The sequence below is a fragment of the Pediococcus sp. AC40 genome, from assembly GCF_030252485.1.
Taxonomy (GTDB): domain Bacteria; phylum Bacillota; class Bacilli; order Lactobacillales; family Lactobacillaceae; genus Pediococcus; species Pediococcus acidilactici.
This window is the reverse complement of record NZ_CP127012.1, coordinates 789,278-813,703: the sequence shown is the minus strand read 5'-3', so window position 1 is coordinate 813,703 and position 24,426 is coordinate 789,278. Positions and strand designations below refer to the sequence as shown.

At 40.7% G+C, this 24,426-nt stretch carries 19 protein-coding genes; 3 read left to right on the top strand and 16 right to left on the bottom strand.

Annotated elements, in window-relative coordinates; translation table 11 throughout:
- Positions 1 to 23 precede the first annotated feature (23 nt).
- Positions 24 to 1,469, bottom strand: coding sequence for an amino acid permease (locus NL111_RS03890; RefSeq protein ID WP_002831323.1), 1,446 nt, complete (start codon positions 1,467 to 1,469; stop codon positions 24 to 26).
- A 298-nt stretch (positions 1,470 to 1,767) separates the two neighbouring features.
- On the opposite strand from NL111_RS03890, the gene NL111_RS03885 reads away from it, so the two are divergent.
- The gene (locus NL111_RS03885) at positions 1,768 to 2,106 is read left to right on the top strand and encodes a helix-turn-helix domain-containing protein (RefSeq protein WP_002831322.1); all 339 of its coding nucleotides are present in this window, start codon (positions 1,768 to 1,770) and stop codon (positions 2,104 to 2,106) included.
- A gap of 123 nt (positions 2,107 to 2,229) precedes the next feature.
- On the opposite strand, the gene NL111_RS03880 is transcribed toward NL111_RS03885, so the two are convergent.
- The 5 genes from NL111_RS03880 to NL111_RS03860 all read right to left on the bottom strand — a co-directional run bounded on the left by NL111_RS03880 (position 2,230) and on the right by NL111_RS03860 (position 7,782).
- On the bottom strand, positions 2,230 to 3,123 hold the full coding sequence (locus NL111_RS03880; RefSeq protein WP_128688300.1) for an IS3 family transposase: 894 nt from the start codon (positions 3,121 to 3,123) through the stop codon (positions 2,230 to 2,232).
- Positions 3,120 to 3,794, bottom strand: a complete 675-nt coding sequence (locus tag NL111_RS03875) for a helix-turn-helix domain-containing protein (RefSeq protein WP_004165838.1) — start codon at positions 3,792 to 3,794, stop codon at positions 3,120 to 3,122. Before NL111_RS03875 ends, NL111_RS03880 begins: the two co-directional genes overlap by 4 nt.
- 301 nt (positions 3,795 to 4,095) lie before the next feature.
- Positions 4,096 to 5,559, bottom strand: coding sequence for a UDP-glucose--hexose-1-phosphate uridylyltransferase (locus NL111_RS03870; protein ID WP_058120873.1), 1,464 nt, complete (start codon positions 5,557 to 5,559; stop codon positions 4,096 to 4,098).
- Positions 5,560 to 5,573: 14 nt separating this feature from the next.
- Complete coding sequence (gene galE / locus NL111_RS03865) at positions 5,574 to 6,563, bottom strand: UDP-glucose 4-epimerase GalE (protein ID WP_285110517.1); 990 nt, start codon at positions 6,561 to 6,563, stop codon at positions 5,574 to 5,576.
- 55 nt (positions 6,564 to 6,618) lie between these two features.
- Complete coding sequence (locus NL111_RS03860) at positions 6,619 to 7,782, bottom strand: galactokinase (RefSeq protein WP_002831319.1); 1,164 nt, start codon at positions 7,780 to 7,782, stop codon at positions 6,619 to 6,621.
- A 279-nt stretch (positions 7,783 to 8,061) separates the two neighbouring features.
- Here NL111_RS03860 and NL111_RS03855 point away from each other — a divergent pair, with 279 nt between their 5' ends.
- Together NL111_RS03855 and NL111_RS03850 are read left to right on the top strand one after the other, a co-directional pair.
- Positions 8,062 to 9,942, top strand: coding sequence for a glycoside hydrolase family 2 TIM barrel-domain containing protein (locus NL111_RS03855; RefSeq protein WP_285110516.1), 1,881 nt, complete (start codon positions 8,062 to 8,064; stop codon positions 9,940 to 9,942).
- Positions 9,926 to 10,888 carry a beta-galactosidase small subunit gene (locus tag NL111_RS03850; RefSeq protein WP_285110515.1) on the top strand — a complete coding sequence of 321 codons (963 nt, stop codon included), beginning with the start codon at positions 9,926 to 9,928 and terminating at the stop codon, positions 10,886 to 10,888. The genes NL111_RS03855 and NL111_RS03850 overlap by 17 nt, the downstream gene beginning before the upstream one ends.
- 208 nt (positions 10,889 to 11,096) lie before the next feature.
- Here the strand turns inward: NL111_RS03850 and NL111_RS03845 are convergent, their stop codons facing one another.
- The 10 genes from NL111_RS03845 to NL111_RS03800 form a co-directional block, all read right to left on the bottom strand.
- Positions 11,097 to 13,040, bottom strand: a complete 1,944-nt coding sequence (locus NL111_RS03845) for a sugar MFS transporter (protein ID WP_002831314.1) — start codon at positions 13,038 to 13,040, stop codon at positions 11,097 to 11,099.
- 420 nt (positions 13,041 to 13,460) lie between these two features.
- A complete protein-coding gene (locus NL111_RS03840; protein WP_285110514.1) occupies positions 13,461 to 14,489 on the bottom strand; it encodes an aldose epimerase family protein in 1,029 nt (342 codons plus the stop codon).
- Positions 14,490 to 14,649: 160 nt separating this feature from the next.
- Entirely contained in the window at positions 14,650 to 15,645 is a 996-nt protein-coding gene (locus tag NL111_RS03835; protein ID WP_285110513.1) for a LacI family DNA-binding transcriptional regulator, read from the bottom strand.
- A 245-nt stretch (positions 15,646 to 15,890) separates the two neighbouring features.
- Positions 15,891 to 18,005 (bottom strand): BglG family transcription antiterminator, encoded by a 2,115-nt coding sequence (locus tag NL111_RS03830; RefSeq protein WP_285110512.1) that lies wholly within the window; start codon positions 18,003 to 18,005, stop codon positions 15,891 to 15,893.
- Between the two features lie 68 nt (positions 18,006 to 18,073).
- The gene (locus NL111_RS03825; RefSeq protein ID WP_285110511.1) at positions 18,074 to 18,793 is read right to left on the bottom strand and encodes a transaldolase; all 720 of its coding nucleotides are present in this window, start codon (positions 18,791 to 18,793) and stop codon (positions 18,074 to 18,076) included.
- On the bottom strand, positions 18,790 to 20,766 hold the full coding sequence (gene tkt, locus NL111_RS03820) for a transketolase (RefSeq protein ID WP_285110510.1): 1,977 nt from the start codon (positions 20,764 to 20,766) through the stop codon (positions 18,790 to 18,792). Before tkt ends, NL111_RS03825 begins: the two co-directional genes overlap by 4 nt.
- The gene (gene ulaA / locus NL111_RS03815; protein ID WP_285110509.1) at positions 20,718 to 22,148 is read right to left on the bottom strand and encodes a PTS ascorbate transporter subunit IIC; all 1,431 of its coding nucleotides are present in this window, start codon (positions 22,146 to 22,148) and stop codon (positions 20,718 to 20,720) included. The genes tkt and ulaA overlap by 49 nt, the downstream gene beginning before the upstream one ends.
- A 24-nt stretch (positions 22,149 to 22,172) precedes the next feature.
- Complete coding sequence (locus NL111_RS03810; RefSeq protein WP_002831302.1) at positions 22,173 to 22,469, bottom strand: PTS sugar transporter subunit IIB; 297 nt, start codon at positions 22,467 to 22,469, stop codon at positions 22,173 to 22,175.
- Positions 22,466 to 22,918 carry a PTS sugar transporter subunit IIA gene (locus tag NL111_RS03805; protein ID WP_133279967.1) on the bottom strand — a complete coding sequence of 151 codons (453 nt, stop codon included), beginning with the start codon at positions 22,916 to 22,918 and terminating at the stop codon, positions 22,466 to 22,468. Before NL111_RS03805 ends, NL111_RS03810 begins: the two co-directional genes overlap by 4 nt.
- 200 nt (positions 22,919 to 23,118) lie before the next feature.
- A complete protein-coding gene (locus tag NL111_RS03800) occupies positions 23,119 to 24,423 on the bottom strand; it encodes a glycoside hydrolase family 125 protein (protein ID WP_285110508.1) in 1,305 nt (434 codons plus the stop codon).
- Positions 24,424 to 24,426: the final 3 nt, after the last annotated feature.

Sequence of the window (24,426 nt, the reverse complement as noted above, 5' to 3'; positions counted from 1 at the left end):
TATTCCTAAATTATCCGTGATCTTTATAGTTCTTCCTTAACTTGTCGTTTGGCAATCATTGGCATAATGACCCCTAATGCGATTAAAACAAATGGCGTGATGATATTCATTGCCAATTGGAACCACCAAGTTGTTGGATTTGCTGCGTAGTCAATCTTAGGAATCACCCCTAAAATACATGCAAATGCCGTAAATAAGAAGCACCATAATCCAAAAGCAAAGCCAATCTTCGAGTTTTTAACAAAGACGTAGTCGGAGTTGAACTTCTTGATTTGCTTCGACAATAGCATGTACGCTACGAATACCCAGAGATAGCGCATTGGCATTACAACCGAGTTAAGGTTCATTAACCAGTTATATAAATCATTCATTCCACCGATTCCCAATGCAGGAACGATAATAATGATCGAAACCAAAATTCCAGTTAATTTGTAACCGTTAATCGCGATGCCGTTCTTATTTTTCCGCCGCAAACTTGCCGGCACAAAGTTTTTATCAGCGTCATTTAAAAAGATTCGTAACGGAGCGTCAACTGAAATCGCAAGCGCTGCCGAAGTCGATAAAATATTGGAAATTGCAAAAATCCAGGTCAACAAGTTCCCCACGTGGAAGTAATTTCCTAAAATTTGGAAAGCCGTATACGACCCGTTCGCCATCAAATCATTAGGAATGTGGTCGGCGTCAAAAATCATCCCCATCGCAAACGAACCTAGGACAGCAGAAAGTGCCACCATGATTGCAAGTAAAATCATCCCTAGAGGAAATTCTTTGGAAGGATTTCGCGTCTTATTAACGTACGGGGAAATTTTTTCCGCTCCCCCAACTGCGAAAACTAACATGGAAATCGTGGTGAAGTAGTTAAAATTAAATTTTGGCATATAAGTGCTGACTTGATCCATGTGTGCCGTAGCAATCGATGAATGCGCAATAAACGGCGCCGCTAAACCTAAAATAATGAAGAGAATCGACATGGTAAACATCCCAATCCCTGCAATACTCCCCACGCGATTAAGCGTGGTGACACCTTTAGTAGCCATCCATAAGAAGATTAAGAATATTACTAAACTTAGTGCTTGAACAACGTATGACGGGGTTTGGTTAACAAAGTTCCCGTTACTCTGGAAAAGCCAACTAAACCCAATTAGGATCGCCTGTGGTTTTTGGGCTAAGTAAGGCACGTGCACAATCCAATATGTCCAAGCTGCTAAATAAGCCCACCGACTAGTGGAGAGTTCCTTCATCCAAGAAGAAACGCCACCTTCCGCATCTTGGAAAGTAGCTCCCAACTGACCAACCATTAAAGTATAAGGGATAAAATATAGCGCCATGATCAATATCCAAGAAACAATGACCACGAGGCCTTGATTAGCAAAGTTATTGACCACGTTGTTCAAGCCCCAAACGGCCGTAAACGAAATCAAAGCAATGTTGTACCAACGAAAATTGCGGTTGTTACCCGTAGTTTCCATAAATTGTCCTCCTTAAATATTTATACCCTATTACACCAGAAAACGCTGCAAAAATAAATAGATTTCCATTAAAAAGTTAATTAAATTTTAATTTTATTTGTTTTAGCAACGCTTAAGATAACCCAATTGACAAAAAAGTACTGAATTCAGTAAAATAATTTTGGCATAATAACACCCTAAAAGCCCGTTATTTGGGGATTTAACCCGCGCAAAAATTTTTTTATTTATTCTGCAGACTTTTAGCAAAATTTGTCATCGCTAAAAGTACTGAATTCGATAATTAGAATGGAGGAATTCGATGGACCTCGTCGACCGGATCAAATTAACCGCAAAGCTAAAGAAAAATTGGAATCTTAAAACCACCGCGCAACACGCTGGAATTGGGGTTAATAGTATTTACCGTTGGAAAACGCAAGCTCCCCGAGCTGACAAGTTACTTCAGGTTGCGGAAGCTCTTGACGTGTCCCTTGATTACTTAATGGGACGCTCGGAAGATTCCCAAATTCAAAACCACCCCGTAAGTATGACTATTGAAGAAGCCGTCGACGGCATTCGCTACTTTAACGGCGAGCCGGTTACCGATTTTAAGCGACGTGGTTTAAAAGCCATTGCGAAGGCCTATTTGCGGAAGGATTAATCTAACCACGGCCTAAAAGTAGCGTGCGCCAAAAGTCGGGTAGTTTGCTCTAGTCAAAAACGACCGTTATGTACTAGGCCCTGTCAAGTTGACAGATGAAATAATATAAAATTAGGCGGCTTACTAAACGGCTTCATTCCAGTATTCATCTGGAGTGAGGCCGTTTCTTTTTGTTGATCGATCATAATGATTAAAATATTCAATTCCACTTTCAACTAACTTAATCAGCTCTTGATAAGTTTTAGGTGTTTCATGCCGTTCCATCCAACGTAGTTTAAATTCATTCCACCATCGCTCCATCGGAGCATTATCATACGGAGTTCCAGGACGTGACATACTTCGTTTAATGTTGAATTGATTAAGAAAATTGTTAAATGTTCCGGAGGTGTAGGCTGATCCACGGTCAGTATGAATTAACGGTTGAACACAACTTACCATTGAAAACGCCTGCTTAAATAGTTGTACCTGTGATTTGCTAGTTTCTGTTTCGCTTAAGGTATATGTAAGTAACTTTCGACCGTATAAATCTAGTACGCCACTAAGGCGTACCTTATATTCACTGTTTACTCCATAAGATAATTCAGTTGAATCTGCTAACCAAACTTCGTTTGGCTTGTTTACTTCAAAATTTTGATTTAATAAATTGTCTTGGATATATTGTTCGTTTTGTTTGTTTCGATTATGTTTCTTCGGTCGAATCTGACATCTAATACGCAATTTACGCATTACACGACGGACCATTTTAGTGGTCACAGGGAAATCAATCAGCTTATCTTTTTCTAAATTAACTAATATATTTCCAGCGCCAATACCTTGATGATGAAAATCAAACCAATATTGTACACGGTTATTTAATTGTTGATCTTGCCGTTCCCAATCCGTTTCTTTGCGTTTTAGAAATTTATAATAAGCCTGTCGGCTTAAACCTGCATTCCTCAAAAGAAGCGATACTGCTCCAAAGTGATATTGACTGATTTCTTTAATTGCTTGATAAATCAACCGATGTTGCTTTTTCACCCCCTGCGCTGAAGTTCCATGTATTTTTTTACGAATTCTTCAAGTATTTTTTTCTCAGCTAATTGTGCCTTGAGTTGCCGATTTTCGCGCTTTAATTTATCTGTTTCGGTTAATTCTGTAGTTGGTTTACGATGCCCACGATTATCTGCGAGGCTTTCATAACCACCAGTTTGAGCTTTGATAACCCATGAGCGAACTTGTTGGTATGATACCTTAAAGTGCTCAGCTGCTTCGGCATACGAATGTTTACCTTTGGTAATCCACTCGACAATTTCTATTCGCTCTTCAAAAGTTGTCTTACGACTCATAACGGGGACCTTCTTCCTAAACGGCGTAGCCGTTAAAGTTTTATCCTCATTATACTTGTTAATCCAGTCAATTAGTTGCTTACATGAACGTAATCCAAATTTACTCATTAATTCACTAAGGGTACCTTCACCATTCAAATATGCCATAACCGCTGTGTACTTAAAGTCAGTGGAATATTTATTATTTTTTTTAACTTCCATCAGACCTTTAATACCAAAGGTTTCGTAGCGTATTAACCAATCCTTAAAAGTGCTTCTTCGAAGACCATGATATTTAGCAAATGCTCTTTGACTAATATTCGATTGGTTAAATTCATTTATAAAATTTAATTTTTCTAATGCTGTGTACTTAGATCTAGACATTCAAAAATCCCTCCATGATTATCAGATGAATTATGTTATTTCATCTGACAACCATAAAGGGATTATCACATTATGCCTGAATTTGGCGTAACGGTCGTTTTTTGGTTAAACGGAACAGACTGGATTTTGGCGCATGCTTTGACCCTACTTGCCGCCAAAATAGCTTGTTAAGAATCTTTTTATCCTTGAAAATATTGCTTTATTTTTTCCAGCCTCTTATTTTATTGACTTTACCGCGCTAAGCGTATAAAGATTCGTGGGGATGTTCAAACCAAGGTGTTCAGCGATCCCCATTCTGGCCCTATTGCTTAACTGCGGAAATGAAACGAGCAAAGGCTGCCTTACCAGCTTCATCCCATTTGAAAACGCCGGCATCAGCTAAAACCCGCGCGAAAACATTACCAACGGCCGTATTGACCACTTCAGTAACGTTTGCGGGCGTGATCGACTTAGTTTCTTTTAATTGATCAGCCCAAGTTTTATGCATTTCTGCCATTTGGTTGTCTTGATTTAACAGGTACTTTTCCACTTCTACCAATTCCGTCTTTAACCGAGCTGGTAAAATTGCCCTCCCCATTACTTCAATCAAGCCAATATTTTCTTTTTTAATGTGTTGTACGTCTTGGTGCGGATGGAAAATGCCGTCTGGAAATGCTGCCGAAGTCTGATTATCCCGCAATACCACGTCCATCACGTAGTTCTCCCCATCTTTATAGGCAATCGGAGTAGTTGTATGATGACGCGTTCCATCGGTATACGCTCTGACATCCACACTTTCATCGGAATAATTCATCCAAGTATTATGGATTTTAACGGCCGCATCCGTCAGCGCAACCGGATCTTTGCTGGTCAAGCGAATGGTCGACATTGGCCACTTCACGATTCCAGCTTCTACGCCATTCACCCCTAATTCAATGGTTCTAGCAACCGGCGCCTTCATCATTGGAAATACATGTCGGCCACCTTGATAGTGTTCATGTGACAACATTGATCCCCCAACAATTGGCAAATCAGCATTACTGCCCACAAAATAATGTGGTAACTGTTTAACGATTTCCAATAAGTTGGCAAAGGTTTGTCGGTTAATCACCATTGGTCGGTGAACTTGATCTAAGAAAATCGAATGTTCGTTGAAGTACGCGTACGGTGAGTATTGGAAGCCCCAAGTTTCGCCGCCTACCGTCATCCGAATAATCCGGTGATTGCTGCGGGATGGGTAACCTAATCTACCTAAATAGCCCTCATTTTGCATGCATAGTTGACACAAAGGGTAGCCATTTTGCGGTTGGTTACGGGCCGCGGCAATCGCCTTAGGATCCTTTTCCGGTTTCGAGAGGTTAATGGTAATTTCAAGTTGCCCAAAGTCCGTCTTAGCCGGAAAAGATACGTTTTTAGCGATTGCCCGGGTTTTAATGTAGTCGTTATCTTTACTTAATTTAAAGAAATAATCCGTAGCCGCTTTAGGACTCACCTGATATTTATCCCAAAAAAGCTGGTTTAAAACGGAAGGCAACGGCGTCACCAAGTCCATTAGTTGGTCTGCTAAAATGCTCTTATCTGATTGAGTATCCTCAATTTTACCGTTTTGGATAGCCGTCTTAACTAACGCATCTACCAAACTCGTCAACTGTCCATCAACGGCTTCAGCTGATTCACCTTCGCCAACCAAACCTAAAACACGATTATAAACATAAATATGGTCCAAGTTGGTGTACTGCGATGGTGAATCAATTACGGCTTGGACAAATTGTTCTAAACTATTCATGATGCTTGTCCTCCTCAATCATTGTAACCCTTGGGATGACTTACTTTCCAATTCCAAGCGGTTTTAATAATTTCCTTAACGTCATCATATTGCGGTTGCCAACCGAGCACTTTCCGGGCCTTTTCGCTAGCGGCTACTAAGGTGCTGGGGTCACCTGCACGTCTAGGTGCCATAACTGCAGGGATTTCTTTTCCGGTTACTTCACGAGCGGCATCCAACATCTGCTTATTTGAAAAACCAGTTGACGATCCTAAGTTAAATACGTCGCTATCATGACCTTGTTTGAGATATTCCAATGCCAAGATGTGAGCATTTGCTAAGTCAACCACGTGAACGTAATCGCGCACGTTAGTTCCGTCAACAGTTGGGTAATCGTCCCCAAAGATTTGTAACTGGTCGCGTTCGCCAGCTGCCACTTGTAAAATAATTGGTACTAAGTGGGTCTCGGGATGGTGGTCTTCGCCAATGCTACCGTCTGGTTTAGCCCCCGCCACGTTGAAGTAGCGTAACGCGACAAACTTAATTCCGTCGGCAATGTCTGACCAATGCATAATTTTTTCCATCGCTAACTTACTTTCACCATATGGATTGGTAGGCACTTGGGGATCCGATTCTTGGATCGGCACCCGCTTAGGTTCACCATAGGTTGCCGCAGTAGATGAAAATACAATCCGTTTCACCCCGTGCTTAGCCATTACTTCGAGAAGCTTCACCATTCCAGCAGTATTGTTATCGAAGTATTTCAAAGGATTTTTCATTGATTCCGGGACAACTGAAAAGGCCGCAAAGTGAATCACGCCTTCCACATCTTCTTTAGTAAAAACTGAATCCATAAATTCAGTATCTCGGATATCTCCTTCGTAAAAACGAGCCTGGTCGTTTACTGCTGCGCGGTGTCCGGTAACAAGGTTGTCAACCACCGCCACGTCGTAACCCTTCGTAATCAATTGATCAACTGCATGTGAGCCAATATAACCAGCACCACCTAAAACTAAGACAGCCATTCTAATTCCTCCTCAATCTCTCAATGCGTAATCGTCACTTAAAATTCTTTTAGTATTAAAGTTCTTTAGGTCCATCGGCAACTTCTGCAATATAGAAGTCAGCGTCGTAGCCGATTTTATCGCGATAAATTTTGCCCACGTTTTCCTTAAAAGCTTCTACTTGGTCTTTTTCCACGATTGCAATACCGCAACCACCAAAACCAGCACCGGTCATCCGAGCTCCAAGTACGCCGGGTTGTTTCCAGGCTGCTTCTGCCAAAGTATCTAGTTCCTTACCAGTTACTTCGTAATCAAAGTGGAGTGAAACATGGGAAGCCGTAACTAAGTCACCAAACGTCTTCAAATCGTCGTCTGCCAACGCCTTAGCTGCCCGAATGGTTCTTTGATTTTCAGAAACGGCGTGACGAGCACGTTTGATTAAAGTTTCATCGTTAATTAAGTAAGCTGCTTCGTCAAATTCATCATTTGTTAAGTCACCTAAAGAGTTGATGTCTAGCTTAGTTTGCAAACGACGCAACGCTTCTTCACATTCTGAACGGCGTTCGTTGTATTTAGAGTCCGCAAGTTCACGGCGTTTGTTCGTATTCATAATTACGATTACGTGATTGCCTAACTTAACTGGAGCGTATGAATAATCTAAGGTATTAGTGTCCAGTAAAATCGCTTGTTCTTGCTTACCCATTCCAACTGCGAATTGGTCCATAATTCCAGAGTTAACCCCTACGTAGTTATTTTCACACTTTTGGCCAATTTTGACTAAGTCTAATTGGCTAACGCCTAAATTAAAAGCGGTGTTTAAAATTGCTCCGGTCAATAATTCAATGGAAGCTGAGGAAGATAAACCTGCACCATCTGGCATGTTGCCGTGTACGTAAAGGTCAAATCCATGGTCAAACTTAGCTCCCGTTTTAACCAATTCGTTCATCATCCCTTTTGGATAATTCGTCCAACCCGCTGCTTTGTCATATTCCAAGTTATTCACGTCAAACGTAACTACTCCTGAATCCGGAATATTAGCCGAGTACATTCTGACCGTACTATCCGTCCGGGGTGCGTAAACACCATAAGTTCCGATTGTGATTGCGCATGGGAATACGTGACCACCATTGTAGTCAGTGTGTTCACCAATTAAGTTAATCCGTCCCGGGGAGAAGAAAACCCTTTCAGGCTTAGTGTCAAAAATTTCGGAAAATTCTTTCTTTAAGTCGGTTGCGTTCATAATATGTATCCTCCGTGTTTTACTAAAATTTTATTAACTTGAATATATAGCTTTAAAGTTCACTTGTCAACACCCGCTTAACCCTTTATAAACGAAAATGGTAGCGTTTTTACGCAAAAACACCAATAACTCCAATTTTTCCGATGAAGTCATTTTTTGAGCCCCAAGAAACTATTATTTTTAGTTAAAATTTAACTAAAACTATGTATACAAACTTAACTTTATGTTCTATCATTTTGTTGTAAGCGTTTTATTTTTAATTACGAAAGGAGTTTTATTATGCAAGCAAACCTCCAATGGCTTGATGATCCTGAGGTCTTTCGGGTGAACCAACTTCCCGCCCACAGCGATCATCATTACTACCGCAATTTAGCTGAACTTAATCGCGGCAGTAGCTTTGTGAAAAGCCTTAACGGGACTTGGCGGTTCCATTTTGCTTCGACGCCATCCGAACGCCCGCTCCAGTTCTATTCACCTAATTTTGATGATGCCGACTTTGATACCATCCAAGTCCCCGGACACATCGAGTTAGCCGGATACAGTCAAATCCAATATATCAATACTTTGTATCCCTGGGAGGGTAAAATATATCGGCGCCCGCCGTACACACTTAATCAAGATCAACTAGAACCTGGTTTATTTAGCGACGCGAGCGACAACAGTGTTGGCTCATACTTGAAAAAATTCGACCTTGACGATTCTTTTAAAAATCATCGGGTTATCATTCAATTTCAAGGGGTCGAGGAAGCCCTCTACGTTTGGTTAAACGGGCATTTTATTGGGTATGCTGAAGACAGTTTTACCCCTTCTGAATTCGATCTAACCCCTTACGTTCAGGATCGTGATAATCTCCTGGCCGTGCGCGTTTATAAACGGAGTACCGCTTCCTTTATCGAAGACCAAGACATGTACCGTTTTTCCGGGATTTTCCGGGACGTTAATTTACTTGCCCTTCCCGATGCGCACATTGTTGATTTAGATCTTAAACCCGAGGTGAACGCCGATTTTAAGAGTGGCATCCTTACGGTTAAGGCTACTGTTTCTGGCACTAACGCTACTTTAGAGTTAAGCGTGACTGATCAAGATCAACAGCTTCTAGCAACGCAAACCCAAACGGGAACTGGTAAAGTTTCATTTAAAAAGATTGCCTTCAACAACTTAAAACTCTGGTCACCAACCTCACCGACTTTATATCAATTACTGATTAAAGTTTATGATGATCAGCACCAACTCTTAGAAGTGGTTCCCTATCAATTCGGCTTTCGGAAAGTGGAATTGCGCGAGGACAAGGTTATTTACGTTAACAACCACCGTCTAATTATCAACGGGGTTAACCGTCACGAATGGAATGCTCACAGTGGTCGAGTCATTTCACTGGATGACATGCGCAAGGATATTCAGATTATGCTGGATAACAACATCAACGCTGTCCGAACCTGCCATTACCCGGACCAGCTTCCCTGGTATCACCTTTGCGACGAAGCCGGGCTTTACGTGATGGCCGAAAATAATTTGGAATCCCACGGCTCCTGGCAAAAAATGGGCGCCGTGGAGCCTTCTTATAACGTTCCCGGCGATAATCCCCGCTGGTTAGCAGCCGTGGTTGACCGTGCCCGTTCTAATTACGAATGGTTTAAAAATCATCCATCAATCATTTTCTGGTCCCTCGGTAACGAATCCTTTGCGGGAGAAGACATTGCAGCCATGCAAACTTTCTATAAAGAACACGATTCTTCGCGTCTAGTTCATTATGAAGGGGTAGTCCGGGCGCCCGAATTTCGGGATCGCATTTCTGACGTGGAAAGTCGGATGTACGAAACCCCAGCTAACATTGCGCGTTACCTAGAAAATAACCCGGATAAACCCTTCCTAAACTGTGAATACATGCATGATATGGGTAATTCTTTGGGTGGCATGCAATCATATAACGACTTAATTGATCAGTATCCAATGTACCAAGGCGGGTTTATTTGGGATTTCATTGACCAAGCCCTCTTGGTTCACGATCCGGTAACCAATCAAGAAGTCCTTCGTTACGGCGGTGACTTCGATGAACGTCATTCTGACTATGAGTTTTCGGGAGATGGATTATTGTTTGCTGATCGAACACCCAAACCAGCAATGCAGGAGGTGAAATACTATTATGGATTACACAAATAGCCAATTACACGTAATATATGGTGACGGCAGTTTAGGAGTGGCCGGCCCTAATTTTCACTATCTTTTTAGCTACGAGCGCGGGGGCCTCGAGTCTTTAGTGGTTGATAATAAAGAATGGCTCTATCGCACTCCGACTCCGTTATTCTGGCGGGCAACTACTGATAACGACCGTGGAAATGGTTTTGACGTTAAGGCAGCTCAATGGTACGCAGCCGACCGGTTCACCACTTGTCAAAAAATTGAACTAGTGGTTGATGGCCAGGCGCTACAACCCTTGCCCATCGCGCCGTTTAATAATCGTTACACTAACCGGGAGTACGCAAATGAGGTTGCCTTAACCTACCATTTGGTCACGCCGACCGTACCAAGTACTTCGGTAACGATCACTTACACCGTTACTAGTGACGGTAATATTAACGTGGCGGTTCATTTCACCGGCCGGGCAGATTTGCCTGAACTACCGGCGTTTGGTCTACGCTTTATTATGCCCACGACGGCCACTAGTTTTGATTATACGGGGCTTTCGGGAGAAACCTATCCCGACCGGCTAGCAGGCGCAACGCATGGACATTTTCACGTTGCCGGATTACCAGTCACCCCCTACCTGGTGCCTCAAGAATGCGGGATGCACATGCAAACCAGTCAACTAACCGTGACCCGCTCAGCCACCCAAAACAATGCAGATCCTGATTCTCAACCGTTTAGCCTGACTTTTAGCCAAACCAAAAAGCCATTTGCCTTCAGTTGTTTACCGTATACCGCCGCAGAACTTGAAAATGCCATGCACATCGAAGAGCTTCCATTACCAAGGCGCACCGTGCTCTCCATATACGGCGCAGTTCGCGGTGTCGGTGGGATCGACAGTTGGGGTGCGGATGTCGAACAACGTTACCACATTCCCGCTGACCAAGACATTGATTTCGATTTCAATATCCTTTCTAAATAAAAGTCGGTAGTTTGCGAATGTTAAAGCAAAAATAGCCATTATGCCAGTTTCGGGCATAATGGCTATTTTGCAGCTAACCGGAACAAATTGACTTTTGTCCCACGTTTGGTCCCTACCAAATCTATATATCGAAATATTTTTTACAGCGTCTTTGGGACATACAAAAAAGAACTTCCTCAAATGGAGAAGTTCTTCTTATAACTAAAATTTAATCCGGTAATTCCGTATTCGATAACTTCAAAACGTTTTCATTATCTTGAACAAGGTTGCCCATGTCTTTGAGATACTCAAATTCAGGCATTTCTTTGTTGGTGATGACTACCATTACGGTATCGTCAAGTCCAGCTTTTTTAATTGCCGGTTGCCAGAATTCAATCAACTCTTCGCCTTGTTTAACGTGATCGCCTTCTTCAACGTACTGAACGAAACCAGTTCCTCGCATGTTAACGGTACCAATTCCGATATGAATTAAGGTTAGAATCCCTTGATCAGAGCGAAGGCCAATTGCGTGCCGAGTTGGGAAGGTTGCAACCACTTCGCCATCAAACGGCGCCAAAACCCGACCGTCCGTTGGTTGAATTGCAAATCCCTTCCCCATGCTACCGCTGGCAAAGGTCTTGTCTGCAACTTCATCTAAGCTGATCAGTTTCCCAGCAACGGGACTATGGTAAATGGTTACTTCAGAGTTTGTTTCGATTTCTGCAGGAGTTTCATCCGTTTCCAAATGTTTTGACCAAGTTTTTTCGAGTTCATCAACGATTTGGGCGTGCATCTTTTCATCTAACTTAACTTTCTTAAAGAAGATGAATGCTCCGGTTAAAATCATTACTGCAGGAACTCCTAGCATCATCAATTTAAAAATTGCTTGTCCATGGGAAGTAACGTCACCAGCTGTTGCGCCAGCAGTCATTCCAGCCCAAACAGCTGTTAAACCAACGACACCATTTGAAATAGCTCCACCTAATTTATCAAGTAATGGCCGCACGGATAACGTCAACGATTCATCCCGGTGACCAAATTTCAATTGTCCGTATTCAACAGAATCACTGAGTACCATCAAAACAACCAAGAAAATCAGTGGTTGTGGAATATAGAATAGCACGGCAGCGGTTAAAATCATTGGTAATGATTGACCCGCAAAGGCAAACATTGCCAACGCAATCACCATAACTGAAATTGCTAAGAAGAAAACTTTCCGACGGCTAAATTTCTTTGCCAATGGAGGAAAGGCCAATACGGCGAAGACCCCAATAATGGCATTTAACGAACCAAGCAACGTAAACTTCGAAGCGTCGCCTAAAATGTAAGTAAAGTAATAAAGTTCAAGTGAGTTGGTAATTGCCATTCCGGCAGTGTAAATTCCGTAAGTTAAAGATAACCACATCAACTGGTCGTTACGGGCCAACACTTTGAAAACTTCTTTGAACGTAGTTTTTTCAGTATTTTTACGTAATTCCGAATCGTTTTCTTTAGTTCCAATCGCTACCGCAAAGGCTGAAATTAAGGCAACCGCAGCGATGATAATCCCAAAGGCCATCCAGCCGCGATTATCACCCTGGCCGCTGTTAGCCTTCGTTGAAAACATTAAAACGATTGGCATAACGACGACACCAACGATGTTTTGTCCGATATTGGAACCAACCCGAGCATAGGTTGCCGTCTTTTCACGTTCTGCCGAATCAAATGAAATGGCAGGAATCATTGACCAGAATCCAACGTCTTTGAAGGAATAAAAAATATCCATCGTGATATATAAAATAGCAAAAACGATCAAGTACAAAATTGGGTTGGAAGTGTTCAATCCTCCTAAACTGGTAAATAAAAGCGCTAAAACAACCGAACCGATTGTCCCACCGATCACAATCCACGGCTTAAAATGTCCCCAGCGTGAATTAGTATTATCAATCGCATTTCCGATCAGCGGATCAATGGCCAGTTCGACGAAACGTAATACCGCGATAATCATCGTAATATACGCGATCATCTTTGTACCTTGTGCCCCACTACTTTTATCAAATAAATGGGAGGTTACAAACATAATAAAATATGTCGAAAGTGTTGCATAAAATGCATCATGACCAAATGCACCAAATGAGTAAGCTAGTCGTGAAGTGATCTTACGACCCTTACTTTGTTTAACTTCTGCATCCATAATCTCTATCAAATCTCCTTTAATTATCTATGCACTAAATGTAATCGTTTCCAGAAGAGATGTCAATATATTTTTAGTAAAATTTGCTTAATTATTTTATTAGATTAATCTTGAAATGATTTTTCCACCCTCCATTACCAAGCCTTATAAAACAGCCTTTCCAACCACTTCAGGTCTTAATTTCGAAACTTTTAATATATTTTGCGTAGTTTTACCTCGCGCTTTTAAACAATTTTTTAGGGATTGACTACTAAAAATTTAGCAAAAAAATAGCGAGCTGTTTAAGAATTTAACCATTCTCAAACAGCCCCCTATTAAATTTAACGGATTAAAAATGCACCAGATAATCCGTTCCTAAAACAATAATTATTTCAAATTTAAATGTAACTAAGACTTCTGGGTAACCAACTAGACCCTGCCTTAACCCAAACGTTCATATTGGTAACGAATCGTGTTAGTAATTGGTTGACCTGGACGTAAAATAACGTCGCCAAAATCAGAATGGTTAATTGCATCTGGTAAAGTTTGTGCTTCAGTCGCCAAGGCGTTGTACTCATGAGCAGCTTCTTTATCCGGATCAAATGGGTTAGCCGTGTAAACAACCAAACCGTTGCGGTCGGAATAAAGTTTAATTTGCCGTTTACCATCAGTGTCCCCAATCATTGCAATTGGAGTGGTCGCGCTCGGGTTAACTTCGTAAGCATCATCAAATTCAATCCCGTCGTTTTCGTTTTTTAATTGTTGTAAAGCATTTTCAACCGACTTAGGTTGGTTAAAGTCATAAGCAGTGTCCTTAACTGCAATTTTTTTACCGGTAGGCACCTTTTCTTGGTCAAACTCAAGATGGGCTGCGCTCGTAATTTGTAACCATTGTTTACCTAAGCTTTCCCGGTCGTCCGTGGTATTCCAGTAAACATGATTGGTAGGATTAAACAGGGTGGCAGCGTCCGTATCCCCCGTGAAGGCGATCGTAACTTGATTTTGGTTATCTAAAGTAAACTTAATTTCTACATCGAGGTTTCCCGGATAGTTATCGTCAGTTGCTTTAATGTGCTTCGACAAAATCACGCTGACACTATCGGCACTCTTACTAAATTTTCCGGCAAAATTTAACGTATTAAAACCATGATTACCGCCATGTAGCGAGTGCGTTTGTTCATTCATATCAACTTGATATTCTTGGCCATCAATTTTAAATTTAGCCCCACCAATGCGTCCCGCAACTCGTCCAACTGATTGGCAAAGGCAGTAACCAACTCGTTGATAATCCGCCATGCTATCCAATCCCCAAATTAATGGGCGCTCAACACCATTTTCATTAACCACAAATTCTTGCCACGTTCCACCATAGCTCAAAACTGAAATTCGCGTTTGTTGGTCGTTGATTAACGTATAGCGCATTACATCTTGACCCTCAAATTGATCAAATACTTCTTTTTTAGTTTCCAATATTGTGACACCTCCAAATTAATTAAACCGCTTTCAAGTTCAGTATACCAAATTGTGCTATAGATTGAGTAAATATTTTAGTTAAAATAAAAAGTCCCACAATTACTAGATCAGCTTATCTAATAACGATGCGACTTCCACAAATATTTTCCATGAAAAGTTATTTTGTACTAGCCCGTTCAACTAGTTTTGTATCGAGTTCAACCCGTTGAGTAGTTGTGCGCCCCGTCAAGCGACTCATCACTAAATTCACAGCCGTGGCCCCCATTAATTCGGTATCCACATTGACTGCACTTAACTCGGGATAAACATACGTTGCCAGCGAAGTATTGTTAAAGCTAAAAATTTTGACCCGTTTTGGCACTTCAATTCCATTGGCCTGAAGTGCTTTCAAGGCACCCGCCGCCATGGGATCATTAGCCACAAAAAAAGCCGTTGGAAGTTGATCACCAAGCGTGTCGATTGCCTTTTGCATCATTTTGAAACCAGAATCGCTGGTATAGTCACCTTCAAATACAAATTTAGGCTCAAAAGCACCCCGCTTCTCCATTGCGGCCTGGAATCCCAGCATTCGCCGATCGGTCACGGTCAACTGATGGTCGGTAGTCATTTCAGCACCATGAATAATTCCGATGTCCTTGACACCGCGTTGCCAAAAATAGTCGACCACTCTTTCTGTCGCCAACTGAAAATCAGTAATTACGCTATCGAAACCAGCCGCAAATTGATCATCATCTACAAAAACCAAGTTTCCCGTAACGGCGGCAAGTTCTTTAACCTGTGGCTCACTAAATTTTCCCACCGCAATTACTGCATCAAAATCCGGTCCCAACTCTTGGAGATTGTTTTGAAAAATCCGGGTTACTTCAAATTGGTTATCCTGCCCACGTTGTTCAATTCCCATTCTGATCGACATGTAATACAAGTCGTCTTGTTCTTCCGTTTCCGAATACCACTGAACAATTGCTAGGCGCTTTCTGGCGGTTGAATTAGTATGCCGTTTGTTTTTTGAATAATGTAATGCCTCGGCGGCGTCTAAAATTCGTTGTCTCGTTTCATTGCCGACTGAAAGTGATGTATCTTTATTTAGCACTCGTGATACGGTTGCTAACGATACTCCAACTCGATCCGCAATATCCTTTAACGTTGCTGCCATGGGCTACCCCCTCTTAGTTACTCATTTTCACTATATACAAATTATCTTCTTTACTAATGTACTCTAATTAATACATAACCACAGTAACACTCAAGTAAAACTTTATCATTAAATATTGGAATTGGCGACATTCAAGAAGGTAAATCTTCATTTAATTTTTATTTGAAATCAAAAAGAAACCAGTTCGTCGTTAAACGAAATGATTTCTTTGGACATTTAAAACAGCTTAAACGTATCCTATTCTTTTAAGAATTTTCCACACTACGAATAATCTGTGCAATCTTCTCAAAATTTTTAGCGTCAAGCAATCGATCTAGTTTCTCCTCGTCCCTCAGAAGTGCTGCCAATTCAGCCATTGCATTAACATGTGATTCTTGGTCAACAGCTGCTAAAACAAAAACCAATTTAATCGGATGTTGTTTGTCAACTAACGAAATCGGTTCTTTTAGATGCAAGAGAGACATTCCTAAGCTAATTACCCCATCTTCAGTTTTAGCATGTGCAAATGCCACCATTCTGCCAATGTTAATATAGGGACCATTTTGAATAACATTATTAATCATGGCTTCAACATAGGTATGGCTTATTTGATTATTTTTACTTAGTGGTTTAGCTGCTAACTCAATAGCAGCTTGCCAATTTAAGTCCTGACCATCAACAAAGCTAGTAGTGTCTTTAGTAATTAGTTCACTTAGTTTTGGGTAAGTATTTTTAATAATCTTTTGTCTTTTCTCAGTATCCGTTGCTAAAATTTCTTTGATTCCCTCACTTAATTTTACTGGATCGCGAATAATTGCTGTGTCATTAATAACATCCATCAGTGCCGCAAACTTGCTTTCATTAAACTTAGAGTTAGTTTGCAAAATCCCTCTCTCTACAAATAACTTTTGCAATAAAATCAAATCTCTCTGCGTTAGAATTGGAGAAAGTAGAATCACTTTATTACTTGGCTGGCTATTTAAAGGGGTAGTTGTAATTATGAGTGGATAATCATCAGTTTGGATATTGTTATATTCACTTTTAGTAATCGGACCGATGACATTAACATCAGGAAAATGAGCAAGTATTTCTTCTTTAAGCAGTCTCGAAGTACCCAACCCCGTAGAACAAACTAAAAGGACCGTACCTTGCTTAGCTTGCCTAACCATCTGTGAACCAAAATAAATTGCAATCAACGAAATTTCATTTTCGTTCAAATGTCCAACATTTAATTTTTCAAATGGTTGTAAAGACATTTTGGTATATGTGTAAACGTTAAAATACTTACTTTTTATCTGTGTAACTAATCCATCTTGATATTGGTGGTTATATTTAACACGGTAAAAAGTTGAAACCAAATGCGTGTAAAGATCGTTTAGTAATTGGCTTTCATTATTTGAATTCATTCCGCTTAGCTTCTTAAAATTATCTACTATCTCTTTAGTAACCTTCTTTAGCGTATTTTTAACATCGCTTTCTCCACTAAAACCAATCTCATTTTTAGGCGTCCCTAATAACATACTTTCTAAAAAATAGACCTCTTCTTCATACTTTGCTCTTAAGTCCAATCCTAATTTTGTTAGCAATTCTTTTGCCATCATAAATTCATTTTGTTTTCGTAAATGATGGTAATCCATTCCAGACGTAAACATCTCACCTGATTGTAATATGTGTCCTCGTAAGATTCGATTTAAAACTAGCATATAAAAATTTTCTAGATGTTTTTTCCCATCGTCAGTAAAATTTAAAAAACTACGCTGTTCAATACTTTCCAGCCAACTTTCAATGACACTTCTTAAGTTCATTATGGAACGAATTTCGTCAAAGTCGCCCTTTTGCTTACTTACTTCTGCTAAAACAGTTGCAATCTTTACGCTATTGTTTTGTAAAAAATACCGAATATCTACTTCATTTCCTGAAATAAAATGACCCTTTCGGTTGCCAATCACCGTTAAATGGTACTTTTTCAAAAAAACTGTAATTATCTTTTGATCATGTACAATAGTATTCCTAGAAACTTCTAAAATCTCCGCCATCTTAGCTAATGTATTGAAACTTGACTCAGTTAACATTAAAAAAATCAAGAAGATTCGACGAGAATGGGCGTCTAGAATTAGTAATTTATCACTGTAATAATTGTTTTTTAAAAGGCGCTTACTTTCCTCAGGCAAATAATATCCCCTTCCGCGAATATTGCGCGGCGGTTCAATATTATTTACCATCAGCTTTTTTGAAAGGTTAGCAACGTTGTAATATATTGCTCGATTTGATAATTTAGTTTCGGTTGCTAAATCTTTTATTGAATACAAGACATTGTTTTTTAAAAGTGCTTCTAATACTTTAGTTTCCGAATTATTTAATTCCAACATATATTCACCCATGCTATTCACTAATTAACATACACAAAATCTCAGACAATAGTTAATACAATGTCTGAGAAAAAATCTGGCTATAAAATTGACAATCCTGATTCCTCAATATCCCGTTGGAAACCTTTAACCGTATCCACCGAAATTTCTAAAGCTGCTTTACCCGTTTTACTTAACTTCGTAATTAAAGCCGGTGGTACCGTAATAATATCCACCCCCATCTGTTGTGCTTCAAAGACGTTGTACACTTCTCGCGTACTTGCCCATAACAGGGATGCTTCTGGGTGGGACTTCGTAATTTCCACACTGCTTTCAATCAAATGATGCGGATCAATCCCAGCGTCAGCCACCCGTCCCACAAAAATGGAAATTAAGTTGTGGGTGCCTGGTGCTAAATTACGCTCGGCAACTTCAACCTGTTCTACCGTGGTGATTGCCGTAATGTTTAAGTTAATATGCGCTGCCGATAGCTCTTTAATCACGTCCGCAGTGGATTCTCCGGCTGTAGTAATAATCGGTACTTTTACATACACTCGGGGACCTAAATCATGTAAGATTTGGGCTTCCCGCAACATTTCTTGCGGTTCGTTACTAAAAACTTCGAAAGAAAACTCCTGCTCTGGAAATTCTGCCACTGCTTGGCGGGCAAAAGCTAAATAATCAGTCACTCCCGCTTGTTTTAGTAGCGAAGGGTTCGTAGTAAAACCCTTAACGAACGCCTGCTGACTAGCAGCTCGCATTTTCTCAATTTCCGCGCCGTCTTCATAAATCTTAATAGTTAAATCATTTGCATCCATCATTTCATTTCCGCCTCTGCTAATTTTGCTTTAAATTGTTCCACAATGTTATCTACCGTGAAGCCTGCTTGTTGAACTACTTCCGTGCCGTTCCCGCTTGCCCCAAAGTGATCAATTCCGATTACCGCGCTCGCCACTGTGGCTAAACCATTGCGACTGCCCATTTCAAGTCCTAGCTTTACCTTCACGTTCGGTGGAAGAACTTGAGCTTGATAATCCGGACTTTGAGCTTGGAAAAGCTCGACGCTCGGCATGGAAACTACTGCCACGTTCAATTTTTCTTGGGCGAGTTTTTGTTGCGCCTGTAGGGCTAAGGCGACTTCCGAACCTGTTGCAACCAAGATTCCATCCGGATTGGCAGTGGCAGCTGGCGAGAGTGTGTAGCCGCCGAAGGCCACTTTATCAGTCTGCGTTTGCGCTAATAACGGCACTTTTTGGCGGGTCAACACTAATACCGTTGGCTGATCAGTAATTTGGCCAATCTTTTGCCAAGCGCCCAGTACTTCGTGCGCATCGGCTGGGCGAATCACCGTCACATTAGGAATGGATCGTAATCCGGCTAGCTGTTCAATCGGCTCATGAGTTGGTCCGTCTTCGCCGACCGCAATCGAGTCGTGCGTGAAAATGTATACTGCTGGAATCTGCTGGATTGCCGCTAAGCGAATCGCCGCTTTGAGATAATCACTAAAGACAAAGAACGTGCTCCCAAACGCCCGGGTGTTGCCATGTAAGTTAATCCCGTTAACCGCAGTTGCCATGCCAAATTCGCGCACCCCGAAATAAACATTGCGTTGTTCAGGGTGTAACGCATCAAACGCCTTCGAATCATCAAGGTGAGTATTATTTGAAGAATACAAATCTGCTGATCCGCCCCATAATTGCACATTCTGGTCGGCAACCTGTTGCATGATTTTAGAATTACTCGTTCGAGTTGCCATGGGCTCCTGCCATGCCGGGTCATCTAAATTAAGCTTGGTCGTATCTAAGCGCGCATCTTGAAATTGGCGGTAAACTTCTGGAAACTCTGTTTGATATTCTTGGAACATCGTTTGCCAGGCTTGGTAGGCCGTTTGCTTTTTAGCTACCTGTTCTTGATAATGTTGGTAAATTTCTGGGGCAATCTCAAACGGCGCCGCTTGCCAATGATAAAATTGGCGCATCGCTGCCAAATTAGCCTTTCCTAAGGCATTTCCATGTACCTTATTCGTCCCGCTTTCCGGGGTACCATATCCGATTATCGTTTTAACTTCAATCAAGGTTGGTCGGTCGCTAGTTTGGGCTTGCTGTAACGCTTGTTGCAACCCAGCCAGATCATTGCCGTCGGTAACTTTTTGGTAATTCCAGTTAGCAGCTTTAAAACGCTGCGCGACGTTTTCGTTAGCACTTAAACTCAAAGGTCCATCAAGCGAAACGTCATTAGAATCGTACAAAACAATTAATTTATTGAGCTGTTTTTGGCCTGCAATGTTAATAGCTTCCTGACTAACCCCTTCCATTAGATCCCCATCACCAACTAAAGCGTACGTGAAGTGGTTGAAAACTGGGTAACCTGGGCGATTAACCAACGCTGCTAAGTGGCGTTCTGCCATTGCCATCCCAACTGCCATCCCTAAGCCTTGTCCTAACGGGCCGGTGGTTGCATCTACACCGGCCGTCATCCCATATTCTGGATGTCCTGGAGTTCTAGAGCCAAGCTTTCGGAACTTTTTCAATTCAGTTAGCGGTAAATCAAAGCCATTCAAATGTAATAAACTATAAAGCATTGCCGATCCATGGCCCGCGCTTAGAACAAAGCGATCTCGATTAATCCATTTCGGATCTTGTGGGTTAAATTGTAAGAACTTCTCCCATAATGTGTAAGCCATGGGTGCCGCGTCAATCGGCAAACCTGGGTGTCCGCTTTGCGCCTTTTCAATCATGTCTGCGCTTAGAAAACGAATTGCGTTAACCGCGTCAATATCTTTTTTAGTAAACACTTTCTTCTTCCCCCAACATTCCTGTAATCTGATGTCTTATCTCGCTGATTTAAAATTACGCTGGTTACTAGTACTATTAAGAAAAATAAAATAATTCCAGTAACTACTGCCATCGTTCCTAAGCTACCTAGTTTTCCTAATAGAATTCCGGGTACTAAATAATCTGTGTCTGCAAAAGTAGATGCCGCCAATTTTAAAGAGCCCAGTACTGGTAAAATCAATAACGGTAACCAACTAATAATTAAACCGTTTACAGTAGCACCTAAAATTGCACCTCGCCGTCCACCTTCTGAATTACCGTAAATTGCTGCTGCTGCTCCACAAAAGAAATGGCCAACCACTCCTGGAATAATTACCGTGGTTTTCATGGCAATCATCACAAACATGCTTAAGGTACCTACAATAAAGCTTACAAAAAAGCCAATTAATACAGCATTTGGTGCGTAAGGAAAAATGATTGGAACATCTAGTGCGGGTTTAGAATTGGGCACTAAGCTTTTGGCAATCCCTTGAAAGGCTGGAACAATTTCAGCTAAAATCATCCGAACACCTTGTAATACCACTACAAATCCAGCTGCAAAAGTTCCCGCTTGCACTAATGCATAAATAATGTAATTAGTTCCGCCACTTAGCTTAGTTTCTACAAAGTGCGGACCAGCTACAATAGCTAAAGCAATGTACACAATCCCCATCAATAAAGTAATTGAAACTGTTGAATCTCTTAAAAAACTTAGTCCTTTAGGAATATTTAAGTCTTCTGTACTCTTTTCTTTATTGCCAAAAATTTTTCCGACCAATCCTGCAGTTGCGTATCCAATATTCCCGGTGTGCCCCATTGCAACTGTGTCACCACCGGTGATTTTTCTCATAAAGGGTTGGCAAAGTGCTGGGGTAATCGTTAATAAAGTCCCTTCAAAAATGCCACCTAAGATAACCGTTTGCCAACCATTTCCTAAATTAGCTGAAATTAAAATTACCGCAGTTAAACAAGAAACATAAAGCATTGCTTGTCCAGTTAAGAAAATGTACTTAAACCGGGTGAACCGTGCTAAGAGAATATTTATAATCATTCCTACTAACATAATGAGCGCCGTTGTTGATCCATACTTAACTAACGCAATCGCTACAACTGCTTCATTACTTGGCACCACCCCTTGTACGTGAAGGGCCGATTGAAACATACTTGCAAACGGCGCCAACGAATTACTTAAGATCCCTGAACCACCAATTAAGACCAAAAACCCAGCAAAAGTTTTGATAGTTCCTTGAACTACTTCAGTTGCTTTTTTCTTTTGTAGCAATAGTCCTGTCATCGCAATTAATGCGACTAAAATTGCTGGTTGCGTTGCAATCGCTACAAATAGATTTAGAATCGCTTTCATTAATGCCACCTTCTTTATTTTGTATTAACCATGTTGGATATTATTTTTATCTAGTATTTCATTAACCTTTTCCCTAATTTCATCTTGATTAATCAGGCTATTTAAAAGAATAATCTTATCTCCTGGAAGACTACCTAGTGCACTTTTCAAAGTAGTTTCGACAAAAAAGTAATCAGCTGCGTCTGCAGTCACACTTCCCACATCTGCATGATCAACTTGAATTTCTTTATCTACCTTCTCGTCGCTTAATATCTGTTGGATATTCATTTGCACCATAAAGCTACTTCCTAATCCGCTTTGACAAACTGCTAAAATCTTCATTTTCCTACTCCTCCGACAATAATTTTTTCAATACTTTGTTTATTTTCAGCGTTGAGTAATAAATCAACCCGCTTTTTATCTGTTAATAACTGCATCAACTCCTTAATTACCATCAAATGGCTTTGGTTATCATTTGCAGCTAAAACAAACCATAACTTTGCAGGATGTTGATCATTAATTAAACAAACGTCCTTTTTAGTTTTTAAGAGTGCCAATGCAATCCCATTAGAACCATCAGTCGGTCTAGCATGAGCCAAGACGACTTCCGGTCCAATGTTAAAGTACGGTCCTTCTTTCAAAGAAATCTTAATCATAGATTCAACGTACCGAGGTAAAATACTTCCGTTCTTAATTAGTGGCATTGCTGCAACCTTAATCGCCTCTTGCCAATTAAGGTGGTCAATATCTCGGTACTGAATCGTATCTTTGGTCAACAATTCATTTAACACTAGTGTTTCCTCCCTTCCTTATGCTATGACTTCATTTTACTTTTTATGAAAACGCTAACAAGGCAAGCTCTAGCAGTCGTTAATCTGCAACTTTTGCACTCTAATTAATAATTTTTTGCGCAAAAAAAAGCTGGAAATGAATTCCAGCTTTTATAAAAATACATATTATTTTAGTGATTTATATTTTTAATACACCCTAACTAAACCAGCTCTCCTTTCACCTTCAAGTAGTGGAACGCCAACTGACAAAAAGTCATGTTTGCCCATGAAAACCATTCCCGAGTGTATTTATCAGGATTGTTTACGTCGATTCCTTCGTGGCACTGGTTGGTATTCGCATCCGTTTGACTAATCACGTTCAGCTTAGCGGTAATCAAGTTTAAATCACTAGTCGTTAACCCCTCCATTGCTAATGCGATTGGCCATACGTAATTTTGGGGTGTATGCGAACTACCAATTCCCGACAAAATCGTCCCTTGATAATAATAGGGATTATTAGAAGATAAAATAAACTTTCGCGTATTAACGTACACAGCATCCCGTTCATCTGTATAACCAATAAAGGGGATTGCTAGCAAACTAGGAACGTTGGCATCATCCATTAAATTATAGTTACCCAATCCGTCAACTTCATAAGCAAACATCCGAACCCCGTCCGATAGTTCGACAACTCCGTAACGTTCAATACCGCTTCTAACTTCGTTAGCTAAGCGATTCATTTTAGTCGATAAAGCTGCATCATCTATTCGTTGCTCCTTCATGATTTTTAACAGGTGTTCAATTACCGTCACAATCATCATGTTTCCTGGCACGAAATACCCGTATTTACATGCGTCATCACTTGGTCGAAAACCGGACCAGACCATCCCCGTATAACCAATTCTAGTCCCTCTACCTGCATTGCTTAACGTGTCCGAGGCTGGACCAACGTCTCTTTCAAAGAAATACTCAGAATGTTCATGGTGCTGCTCTTTAATAAAGGTATCGACAATCAAATCTACGGTTTGCCAAAAATAGTCTGTAAAATGTTGCGCATATCCCGTATCTTCATATAATCGAACTGCTAGTAGTAGTGGCGCACATAGGGAATCAATTTCAAATTTACGTTCCCAAACCAAATCAGAAATTCTGACATTAGAATAATCAGGATTAAAATGTGCTCCCGAAGCGGTTTTGTTAAACGCATTCGCGTAAGGGTTGTGATTCACATAATCTAGTTGTTGATTAATCACGCCGTGAATTAAGCCCTTTAAATCCGGGATGTCTTCACTAATACTTAAATAAGGTAATACTTGAAAAGTGGAACCCCTTAACCACATTGCCGGAATATCACCCGTCGCAATAAAAACGCGGTCGTCTTGCACTTCGACAGTGTTAGAAATTGTGTCAATAATCGCATTTTTAAACATTGCCGTAGTTTTAGCGTTGGTTAAACTAATTTTTTCAGCGTAATTTCTAACTTGTTTAATTAATTTTGTTTGATCAATGAACATGTGCTCTTCCATTAT

Coding starts and splice junctions, on each gene's coding strand:
- NL111_RS03890 (WP_002831323.1), bottom strand. CDS start 1,469: ATGGAAACTACGGGTAACAACCGCAATTTTCGTTGGTACAACATTGCT.
- NL111_RS03885 (WP_002831322.1), top strand. CDS start 1,768: ATGGACCTCGTCGACCGGATCAAATTAACCGCAAAGCTAAAGAAAAAT.
- NL111_RS03875 (WP_004165838.1), bottom strand. CDS start 3,794: ATGTCTAGATCTAAGTACACAGCATTAGAAAAATTAAATTTTATAAAT.
- NL111_RS03870 (WP_058120873.1), bottom strand. CDS start 5,559: ATGAATAGTTTAGAACAATTTGTCCAAGCCGTAATTGATTCACCATCG.
- galE (WP_285110517.1), bottom strand. CDS start 6,563: ATGGCTGTCTTAGTTTTAGGTGGTGCTGGTTATATTGGCTCACATGCA.
- NL111_RS03860 (WP_002831319.1), bottom strand. CDS start 7,782: ATGAACGCAACCGACTTAAAGAAAGAATTTTCCGAAATTTTTGACACT.
- NL111_RS03855 (WP_285110516.1), top strand. CDS start 8,062: ATGCAAGCAAACCTCCAATGGCTTGATGATCCTGAGGTCTTTCGGGTG.
- NL111_RS03850 (WP_285110515.1), top strand. CDS start 9,926: ATGGATTACACAAATAGCCAATTACACGTAATATATGGTGACGGCAGT.
- NL111_RS03845 (WP_002831314.1), bottom strand. CDS start 13,040: ATGGATGCAGAAGTTAAACAAAGTAAGGGTCGTAAGATCACTTCACGA.
- NL111_RS03835 (WP_285110513.1), bottom strand. CDS start 15,645: ATGGCAGCAACGTTAAAGGATATTGCGGATCGAGTTGGAGTATCGTTA.
- NL111_RS03830 (WP_285110512.1), bottom strand. CDS start 18,005: ATGGGTGAATATATGTTGGAATTAAATAATTCGGAAACTAAAGTATTA.
- NL111_RS03825 (WP_285110511.1), bottom strand. CDS start 18,793: ATGATGGATGCAAATGATTTAACTATTAAGATTTATGAAGACGGCGCG.
- ulaA (WP_285110509.1), bottom strand. CDS start 22,148: ATGAAAGCGATTCTAAATCTATTTGTAGCGATTGCAACGCAACCAGCA.
- NL111_RS03810 (WP_002831302.1), bottom strand. CDS start 22,469: ATGAAGATTTTAGCAGTTTGTCAAAGCGGATTAGGAAGTAGCTTTATG.
- NL111_RS03800 (WP_285110508.1), bottom strand. CDS start 24,423: ATGGAAGAGCACATGTTCATTGATCAAACAAAATTAATTAAACAAGTT.